General features: G+C 73.4%; 9 protein-coding genes. 2 read left to right on the top strand and 7 right to left on the bottom strand.

Going from position 1 to position 8,670, the window contains the following annotated elements:
* Positions 1 to 93 precede the first annotated feature (93 nt).
* Positions 94 to 1,488, bottom strand: a complete 1,395-nt coding sequence (locus ACFTXQ_RS35985) for a PLP-dependent aminotransferase family protein (protein WP_382649723.1) — start codon at positions 1,486 to 1,488, stop codon at positions 94 to 96.
* A 46-nt stretch (positions 1,489 to 1,534) separates the two neighbouring features.
* Here ACFTXQ_RS35985 and ACFTXQ_RS35980 point away from each other — a divergent pair, with 46 nt between their 5' ends.
* Complete coding sequence (locus ACFTXQ_RS35980; RefSeq protein ID WP_382649721.1) at positions 1,535 to 2,038, top strand: carboxymuconolactone decarboxylase family protein; 504 nt, start codon at positions 1,535 to 1,537, stop codon at positions 2,036 to 2,038.
* A 7-nt stretch (positions 2,039 to 2,045) separates the two neighbouring features.
* On the opposite strand, the gene ACFTXQ_RS35975 is transcribed toward ACFTXQ_RS35980, so the two are convergent.
* From ACFTXQ_RS35975 to ACFTXQ_RS35950, 6 genes are all read right to left on the bottom strand, one after another.
* Entirely contained in the window at positions 2,046 to 2,678 is a 633-nt protein-coding gene (locus tag ACFTXQ_RS35975; protein WP_382649718.1) for a hypothetical protein, read from the bottom strand.
* A gap of 348 nt (positions 2,679 to 3,026) precedes the next feature.
* Positions 3,027 to 3,398, bottom strand: coding sequence for a hypothetical protein (locus ACFTXQ_RS35970; RefSeq protein WP_382649715.1), 372 nt, complete (start codon positions 3,396 to 3,398; stop codon positions 3,027 to 3,029).
* Entirely contained in the window at positions 3,388 to 5,112 is a 1,725-nt protein-coding gene (locus ACFTXQ_RS35965) for a hypothetical protein (protein WP_382649713.1), read from the bottom strand. The genes ACFTXQ_RS35970 and ACFTXQ_RS35965 overlap by 11 nt, the downstream gene beginning before the upstream one ends.
* A 98-nt stretch (positions 5,113 to 5,210) precedes the next feature.
* Positions 5,211 to 6,200 carry a malate dehydrogenase gene (locus ACFTXQ_RS35960; protein WP_382649710.1) on the bottom strand — a complete coding sequence of 330 codons (990 nt, stop codon included), beginning with the start codon at positions 6,198 to 6,200 and terminating at the stop codon, positions 5,211 to 5,213.
* A 223-nt stretch (positions 6,201 to 6,423) separates the two neighbouring features.
* Positions 6,424 to 6,885, bottom strand: a complete 462-nt coding sequence (locus ACFTXQ_RS35955; protein ID WP_382649708.1) for a DUF3017 domain-containing protein — start codon at positions 6,883 to 6,885, stop codon at positions 6,424 to 6,426.
* On the bottom strand, positions 6,875 to 7,735 hold the full coding sequence (locus ACFTXQ_RS35950; protein WP_382649706.1) for a bifunctional methylenetetrahydrofolate dehydrogenase/methenyltetrahydrofolate cyclohydrolase: 861 nt from the start codon (positions 7,733 to 7,735) through the stop codon (positions 6,875 to 6,877). The genes ACFTXQ_RS35955 and ACFTXQ_RS35950 overlap by 11 nt, the downstream gene beginning before the upstream one ends.
* A gap of 244 nt (positions 7,736 to 7,979) precedes the next feature.
* Here ACFTXQ_RS35950 and ACFTXQ_RS35945 point away from each other — a divergent pair, with 244 nt between their 5' ends.
* Positions 7,980 to 8,621, top strand: a complete 642-nt coding sequence (locus ACFTXQ_RS35945) for a hypothetical protein (protein WP_382649704.1) — start codon at positions 7,980 to 7,982, stop codon at positions 8,619 to 8,621.
* The last annotated feature ends 49 nt before the right edge of the window (positions 8,622 to 8,670 follow it).

Genomic DNA, 8,670 nt, shown 5'->3' with positions numbered 1-8,670 from the left:
CGCCCGGCGCTTGGCGGGCGGCGGGCCCCCCCGGGGGCCACCCCCCCGCCGCGCCCGGGGTGGGCGCGGGCGGGGTGCGGGGCGGAGCCCCGGCTACGGGAGCGCCGCCGACAGGGCCGACAGCGTCGGGGCCCAGGCGCTGTCCGACGGGGTTCCGTAGCCGACCACCAGCGCGTCGCGCGGCGGGAGGTCCGCCTCCGGGTGGCGGAAGCCGGAGAGGCCCTCCAGGGCCAGGTCGTGCCAGGCCGCCGACTGGACCACCGAGCGCTCCGTCCCCGCCGGGAGGTCCAGCACCGCGTGCAGCCCCGCCGCGATGCCCGAGACGCCCACCCGCCCGGCCAGGGCCGTGACGAGCTCGTCCCGGCGGCGCCGGTACCGCAGCCGCATGCCGCGCACGTGCCGGTCGTACGCCCCGGAGGTGATGAACTCCGCGAGCGTGAGCTGGTCCAGCGCGCTGGAGGTCCAGTCGCTCATGCCCTTCACCGCCAGGACCTCGTCGAGCAGCCCCGGCGGGACCACCATCCACCCCATGCGCAGCCCCGGGGCCAGGGACTTGCTCGCCGTGCCGAGGTAGACCACCCGGTCGGGGTCCAGCCCCTGCAGCGCGCCCACCGGCTGGCGGTCGTAGCGGAACTCCCCGTCGTAGTCGTCCTCCAGGACCAGCCCGCCCGTGGTCCGCGCCCAGTCGACCACCGCCGCCCGCCGGGCCGGGGTCAGGGCGGCCCCGGTCGGGAACTGGTGCGCCGGGGTCAGGAGCACCGCGCCCACCGCCCCCGTCAGCTCCCCCGTACGGGCGCCCTCCGCGTCCACCCCCAGCGGCCGCGTCCGCAGCCCGGCCCGCGCCAGCAGGTCCCGGTGGATGTCCAGGCTGTATCCCTCGACCGCCATCTCCCGTACCCGCCGCGCCCGCAGCAGCCGGGCCAGCAGCCCCAGCGCGTGCACGAACCCGGAGCACAGCACGATCCGGTCCGGGTCCGCGTACACCCCGCGGGCCCGCGCCAGGTACCCGGTCAGCGCCTCCCGCAGCTCCGGCCGGCCGCGCCCGTCGGCGGAGTACCCGAAGGCCGCGTTCGGCGCGTCGGTCAGCGCCCGCCGGGCGGCCGACAGCCAGGCCGCGCGCGGGAAGGCGCCCAGGTCCGGGGAGCCGGCCAGCAGGCTGTACGCGGCCCCCCGGCGCGCGGGGTGCCGTACGCGGGCGGCCGCGGCGGGCTTGCGCGGCCGGGCCCGTTCGGCGACCCGGGTGCCCGATCCCTGCCGGGCCGTCAGCCAGCCCTCGGCGACCAGCTCGGCGTAGGCCTCCGCGACCGTGTTGCGGGCGATCCCCAGGTCGGCGGCGAGCGAGCGGGAGGACGGCAGCCGGGTCCCGGCGGCCAGCCGCCCGCTGCGCGCGGCCTCGCGCAGCGCCTCGGTGAGTCCGGCCCGCAGACCACGGCCGGCGGAGAGGTCCAGGTGCAGGTCCGCACCCAAAGTGGCCCAGGATTCCGTCATGGATATGGACCATATAGGCGGGCCGACCCGTTCGTACGGTGAAGCCATGAGCAACCACACGCACACCACGGAACTCGCCGCCGAACACGCCCCCCGCATGCAGATGGCCAAGGTCGCCCCCGAGCTCTACAAGGCCGTGCTCGGCCTGGAGATCGCGGCCAAGAAGGGCCTGGACCCGGTCCTCGTCGAACTCGTCAAGATCCGCGCCTCGCAGATCAACCACTGCGCCTTCTGCCTGGACATGCACACCAAGGACGCGCTCGCCGCGGGCGAGAGCGTCGAGCGCATCGTGCTGCTCGGCGCCTGGGAGGAGTCGCGGCACTTCTACACGGAGAAGGAGCTGGCGGCGATCGAGCTGACCGAGGCCGTCACCGTCCTGACGGACGGCTTCGTTCCGGACGCGGTGTACGAGAAGGCCGCGAAGCACTTCGAGGAGAAGGAGCTGGCCCAGCTGATCGCCGTCATCGCGACGATCAACGTCTGGAACCGGATCGGCGTCACCACCCGCCTCACCCCCGGCCACTACACCCCGGGCATGTACAAGAGCTGAGCACCCCTCAGCCGCCGGGGCGGAAGTCGGCCAGCGCCGCCGCGAGGTGCTCCTGCGTCCTGGACCATTCGGCGGCCGGGCCCGCCACGAGGACGGCCCACTTGTTGCCGTCCTGCGCGAACAGGACCCGCTCGACGCCGCGCCGGCGGCCGTTCGACTCCGCGCTGTCGTACTCGTAGACGAGCTCGGCCGCCCCGGAGCCGCCGGATACCTCGCCGACGCGGACCTCGGTGTAGTTCGGGGTGCGCGCCCGCAGGTCCGTGGAGGCGCCCTGCACCGCGTCGAGCGGGCTGAGCTCCGGTTCGGCGACCCTGAACACCTGGATCAGGGCGGTGCGGTCCGGCGAGCGGTAGAACACGCCGGCGCCGCTCTCCTCGCGGTTCCAGCCGTCGGGGACGGCGATCGTGAAGCCCTTGGGGTCGGTGAGCGTCCTGTGGCCGCCGGACGCGCCCGGGCTCGCGGACGTGCTCGTGCTCGGGGACGGCGAGGGCGACTTCGAGGCGGACTTCGTCGGCGCGCCCGATCCCGTCGGGGCGGTGGCGGTGGCGCTGGGCGTCATCGTCCCGTGCGCCTCGCGCACGGGTTCGTCGTCCCGCATGACGAACCACACGGCCGCCGCTCCCAGGACGACGGCCGCCACCGCCACACCGGCCGTCGCCGGGGTCAGCCAGGGTCCACGCGCACGGGGGTCGCGTGGTAGCCCCGGCGGCGGCCCGGGCGGCATCGGCGGCGGGCCGGGCACAGGACCGGGAACGGGCCCGGGAACGGGCCCAGGCACCGGCCCGGGCCAGGGGCCGGGTGCGGGTCCAGGCGCGGGCTCCGGCGCAGGAGCAGGCACTGGCCCGGGCCCGTCCACGGGCCCAGGCACCGGCCAGGGTCCGGGTGCGGGCTCCGGCGCAGGCCCGGGCTCCGGGGCCGGGGCCTGCGGGTCCCACTCCCAGCGCTGCGACCGCGGATCCCAGCGGGGTGCGCCCGACGCAGCCACGGCTCAGCCTCCCAGCGAGGTGAGGAGCTGACCCAGGGCGGTCGCCGCGCTCACCGACTCGACCAGCGGAGCCCACCGCTCCAACGCGTTCCGCAGCCGGGTGACCATCCCCGGCCGGATCGCGTCCGCGTCCTCCAGGTCACCCGCGACCTCGTCCAGCTCGGCGTCGAGCGCCGACCGGTCGGCGCCGCGCGGCAGCCGTACGAGCGCCGCGCGCAGCTCCCGTACCGCTTCCAGCAGTTCCTCCGCGCCGGGTGCGCCCGCCCCCGTACCGCCGTGGTGGACGGTGTTGGTGTTGTTGCTGCCGCCGATGCTGAAGGCGCTGCCGTGGACATCGCCCAGCCGCACCGTGGGGTCGTCGCCGTTACTTCCCACCGCTGCTCCCCTTGTTGGCCGTACCGCCCTTGACGGTGTTGTGGTGACCGGTGCCGCCGACGCTGAAGGCGCTGTCGTGGACCGACTGGATGAAGACCCCGCCCTCGGCGACGGTGACGGCGCGCTGCGCGAACTCCTCCGTGTGCCAGCCCGCGTCGTGCAGGGCGACGGTAACCCCGCCCACGACCCGGTCCTGAATGGTTTTCAGGTACCGGTCGAGGTCCATGAGGTGGAACAGCGAGCCGTTGTCCTGCGAGGCGAGCTCGCGCACCGACAGGCCGGGCCCCTCCGGGCGGGCCCCGCCGTGGCCGCCGGTGGCGATCCGCCACCAGCTGGCGATGCCGCGGGCCAGGGTGGCCACGGACGACGCGAACGATCCGGGCGTGTGCCGCAGGGCCCAGACGGCCTTCCCGAACCGGTTGTTGTTCAGGTAGCGCTGGGCGGTGGCGTCCGCGTTGTGGAAGAGGGTGTGGACGGGCAGCAGGACGTGCGGTGCCACCTCCAGCATCATCATGCCGCCCTGCGTGTGGACCCGTACGAAGACGGTCACGACCAGGTTCTCGTCCCAGCCGCCCACCCGGACGCGCAGGAAGTGCCGGCGGCGTTCGCCGCCCTCCTCGATGGACTCGGCCCGCTGCTGCGCGAACTGCTGCTGGACGAGCTGGGCGGTGTCCCGGTGCGGCAGCCCGCCGGCCGGCAGGAACACGCACTCGTCGATGACCAGCTCGCGCATCCGGTCCAGTACGGCGGCCTCGGCCTGCGGGGAACCGTGCGGCGAGGGCACCCGCAGGCGCTGGAGCAGCGGCACGATCCGCTCCACGATGTGGGCGTTGGTGACGGGCGTGGGCTTGCGGTCGGGGCCGAGGTCCTCGCGCGGCCGGAGTTCGACCGACAGGTGCCAGGGCCGGTACGGGTCCCCCGCGCCGCTGAACGGGTCGTTGATGTTGTACATGATCAGCGGCGCGTGCTGTTCGCTGCGGATGCGCTGGCGGATCCGCCCGAACCGCACCCCCTGGGTGGCTTCGGCGGGGTCCGAGGCCGGGTCGGCGTAGCGCTGCGGGGAGAGGTCCTGGGCGATGACGCGCGCGACGTGGCCGCGCTGCAGCCCGACGACCGTCACGAGGGCGGCGAAGACGGCCAGCACCCCCCACAGGGCCGTGGTTTCGGCCATCCCGCCGGAGGAGGAGCCGAGGGTGAGGCCCGCGCCGAAGCCGGCGAGTTCACCGAAGGCGCCCCCGAGGGCCAGCCCGAAGCCGACCACCACCAGGACGAGCAGGACGAGCATCCACCAGGCGTAGATCCGTACGACCACGCCCAGGAAACGCAGCACCGCGAGCTCCCGGGCCCGCAGCCAATCGGCGAGGCTGAGGAAGAGAAACGGGAGAAGGAGCCCCGCGAGGAGCCCGCCGGTGAGCAGGGAGCCCGCGAACCAGGCACCGAGGACACCGGCCGCCCAGCCGAGTTCGGCGCGGCGGGCGCGGAGCGCGTGGGCGAGGACCCGGGAGGCGTCGAAGCCGTACGAGGGGGCGACGATGCGCTCCTCGTGCACGTACAGCTCGTCGATGACCCGATCACGGTATCCGGCGTCGAGGTACGTGCCCGCGCACAGGAGGCGGCCCGCCTCGCTGACGGAGGGGTGCACCGGGGACCGGCTGTCGCGGGGCTCGTCCCCGGCGCCGGCGGTGGGCTGGCGGGGAATCGGGATGTCGGTCACCGGGCGACCTTATTTGTGCCTTACATCCGCCGACAGGCCCTTTCACGCCAAAGCGCCCCGGTCGTGTTTGACCGGGGCGCAAGGGGTGTTGCCGCTGATCAGATGAGGCCGAGCTCGCGGACCGCGTCGCGCTCCTCCGACAGCTCCTGCACGGAGGCGTCGATGCGGGTGCGGGAGAACTCGTTGATGTCCAGGCCCTGGACGATCTCGTACTTGCCGTCCTTGCAGGTGACGGGGAAGGAGGAGATCAGGCCCTCCGGGACGCCGTAGGAGCCGTCCGACGGGATGCCCATCGAGGTCCAGTCGCCGGCGGCGGTGCCGTTGACCCACGTGTGGACGTGGTCGATGGCGGCGTTCGCGGCGGAGGCGGCCGAGGACGCGCCACGGGCCTCGATGATCGCGGCGCCGCGCTTGGCGACGGTCGGGATGAAGTCGTCGGCGAGCCACTGCTGGTCGCCCACGACCTCGGCGGCGTTCTTGCCGGCGATCTCCGCGTGGAAGATGTCCGGGTACTGGGTCGCCGAGTGGTTGCCCCAGATGGTGAGGCGCTTGATGTCGGAGACGGCGGCGCCGGTCTTGGCGGCCAGCTGCGAGATCGCGCGGTTGTGGTCCAGGCGGGTCATCGCGGTGAAGCGCTCGGCCGGTACGTCCGGGGCGGCGGCCTGCGCGATGAGCGCGTTGGTGTTGGCCGGGTTGCCCACGACCAGGACCTTGATGTCGTCCGCGGCGTGCGCGTTGATCGCGGCGCCCTGCGGCTTGAAGATGCCGCCGTTGGCGGAGAGCAGGTCGCCGCGCTCCATGCCCTTGGTGCGCGGGCGGGCGCCGACGAGCAGGGCGACGTTCGCACCTTCGAAGCCCTTGTTCGGGTCGTCGAAGATGTCGATGCCGGCGAGCAGCGGGAAGGCGCAGTCGTCGAGCTCCATGGCGGTGCCCTCGGCGGCCTTCATCCCCTGGGGGATCTCCAGGAGCCGGAGCTTGACCGGCACGTCCGCGCCGAGCAGGTGACCGGAGGCGATGCGGAAGAGCAGCGCGTAGCCGATCTGGCCGGCGGCGCCGGTGACGGTGACATTCACGGGAGTGCGGGTCATGGCCTTCTCCGTTAGACAGCTGGCGGTGGGGCGTCCCTGCCCCATGTGCTGGACGGACGCCGCTTCCCTTGAATCTTGATGTGAAGAGACATCCGCGGTCAGGCTATCCGACCCTGGAGGGGCCGAACCCCCGGGTCCGTGTGGCACGTCGCACACGCCGCCGGGGGTTCGAAGGCGAATCGGCCGCGGGCCCCGACGAATCGGTCGCCGGCCGGCCTTCCCGCTAGCGGACGGTGAAGCGAACCGCCGATTCCAGGAAGGGGATCTCCAGCCACGGCTTGGGCTCCATCACCAGCGCGAGCAGGGTGATCGCCACGCCCAGCAGCCCGTACGTGACCATGTCCGTGAAGCGGGAGCGCACGGCGAGCATGCCCACCGAGGGCAGGACGCGCCGCAGCACCGAGGCCGCGATCAGGGCCAGCCCGATCACCAGGCAGCCGACGCGCGGGTGCCCGAACGCCGTGGACAGCAGCCCGGCCGCGGTCGCGGTGAGCACGGCGAGCATGGGCCACTGGCGGACGGGCGTGGACACGGCGCCGGGGACGGCACGGCCGCTGCCCTCGGGGCGGGCGGTGTCCCGGGTGACGGACGGGAAGCGGCGGGACCGGGGCGCCTCGGCCCCGACGGCGGCCCCGGCCGGAGCGGTCGGGCCGGCCGGTCCGGTCGCGTCGGGCTCAGCCTGCACTGGTGGTCCGTTCGGCGGCCTCGACGACGTTGACGAGCAGCTGGGCCCGGGTCATCGGGCCGACGCCGCCCGGGTTCGGGGAGATCCAGGCGGCGACCTCGGCGACCCCGGGGTGCACGTCGCCGACGATCTTCCCGTTCTCGTCGCGGCTGACGCCGACGTCGAGCACGGCCGCGCCCGGCTTCACGTCCTCCGGCTTGACCAGGTGCGGAACGCCGGCCGCCGCGACGACGATGTCCGCCTGGCGCAGCAGTCCGGACAGGTCGCGCGTCCCGGTGTGGCACAGCGTCACGGTGGCGTTCTCGGACTTGCGGGTCAGCAGCAGACCGATGGAACGCCCGACGGTGATGCCGCGGCCGAGGACGACCACGTGCGCGCCGTTGATCTCGACGTCGTGGTGGCGCAGCAGTTCGACGATCCCGTACGGGGTGCAGGGCAGCGGGCCCGGCTCGTTCAGGACCAGCCGGCCGAGCGACATGGGGTGCAGGCCGTCGGCGTCCTTCTCGGGGTCCATCAGCTCCAGGACCCGGTTGGTGTCGATTCCCTTGGGGAGCGGGAGTTGGACGATGTAGCCCGTGCACTCCGGGTTGGCGTTGAGCTCCCGTACGACCGCCTCGATGTCCTCCTGGGAGGCGGTCGCGGGCAGTTCGCGCTGGATGGAGGCGATGCCGACCTCGGCGCAGTCCTTGTGCTTGCCGTTGACGTACCAGCGGCTGCCCGGATCGTCCCCGACCAGCAGGGTGCCGAGGCCGGGGGTGATGCCCCGGGCCTTCAGGGCCGCCACGCGGGCGGTCAGTTCGGACTTGATCGCGGCTGCGGTGGCCTTGCCATCGAGAATCTGGGCGGTCATGGCCCCATCCTCCCGGATGGAGCCGCCCCGATTCCAGTCGCGGCGTACGCCGGTGTGCACGGTTCATTGCGCTTGCACAACAAGTGACGGGTCCCATGGGAACCAACTGGACAAGCACTTGCGTGTCCGAGGACGATGCAAGGACAGAGTGCCGCGGGCAGTGCCGGGGGGCGGACCGCACCAAGCAGATTTCCTCCGTGCGTTTGCCGTGCGTCCCCGCACTTCCACGGAGGAACACCCCAAGATGAGTTTCGGCGATCCGAACAACCCGTACGGACAGCAGCCGCAGGGCCAGCCCGGCTACGGCTACCCGCAGCAGGCGCCGCAGGGCGTCCCCCCGCAGGGTGGCTACGCCTACCCGCAGCAGGCCCCGCAGGGCTACCCGGGCGGACCGGTCGGGTACCCGGGTGTTCCGGCCGAGATGCCCGGCGGCGTGAAGGCCGCCCGCGTCATCCTGTTCATCGTCGGCAGCCTGCAGGCCCTGGGCGGCCTGCTGGCGCTGCTCGGCGGTGCGGTCTTCGCCTCGGCGTTCTCCGACTCCTCCAGCTCCTCGGCGAGTGACGCGGGGGCCCTGGCGGGCGGTCTCATCGTCGTCATCGGCATCATCGCCATCGCGCTTTCGCTGTGGCCGATCCTGACCGCCGCCAAGCTGTCCAAGGGCCGCGGCGGTGTCCGGGTCTCGGGCATCATCTACGGCTCGCTGATGACCCTCTTCTCCGGGCTCGGCCTGATCGCGAACCTCGTCGCGCTCGGCAGCGACACGGTGGCGGGCGCCGTCGTGTTCTCGCTGCTCCTGGGCCTGATCGAGTTCGGCCTGGCGCTCTGGGTCCTCATCGGCCTGGCCAACTCGGCCGCCGGCGCGTACTTCCGCCGCCCGCTGTACTAGGAGCACCCGCATACGGCGAAGGCCGCCTCCCCCGCAGTGCTGCGGGGGA

It is taken from the genome of Streptomyces sp. NPDC057010, from assembly GCF_042673805.1.
In the GTDB taxonomy this organism is placed as follows: Bacteria; Actinomycetota; Actinomycetes; order Streptomycetales; family Streptomycetaceae; genus Streptomyces.
This window is presented reverse-complemented; position numbering and strand designations above follow the sequence as displayed.

Excerpts from the sequence above, each read along its gene's own strand:
- ACFTXQ_RS35985 (WP_382649723.1), bottom strand. The coding sequence starts at position 1,488 with ATGACGGAATCCTGGGCCACTTTGGGTGCGGACCTGCACCTGGACCTC.
- ACFTXQ_RS35980 (WP_382649721.1), top strand. The coding sequence starts at position 1,535 with ATGAGCAACCACACGCACACCACGGAACTCGCCGCCGAACACGCCCCC.
- ACFTXQ_RS35960 (WP_382649710.1), bottom strand. The coding sequence starts at position 6,200 with ATGACCCGCACTCCCGTGAATGTCACCGTCACCGGCGCCGCCGGCCAG.
- ACFTXQ_RS35950 (WP_382649706.1), bottom strand. The coding sequence starts at position 7,735 with ATGACCGCCCAGATTCTCGATGGCAAGGCCACCGCAGCCGCGATCAAG.
- ACFTXQ_RS35945 (WP_382649704.1), top strand. The coding sequence starts at position 7,980 with ATGAGTTTCGGCGATCCGAACAACCCGTACGGACAGCAGCCGCAGGGC.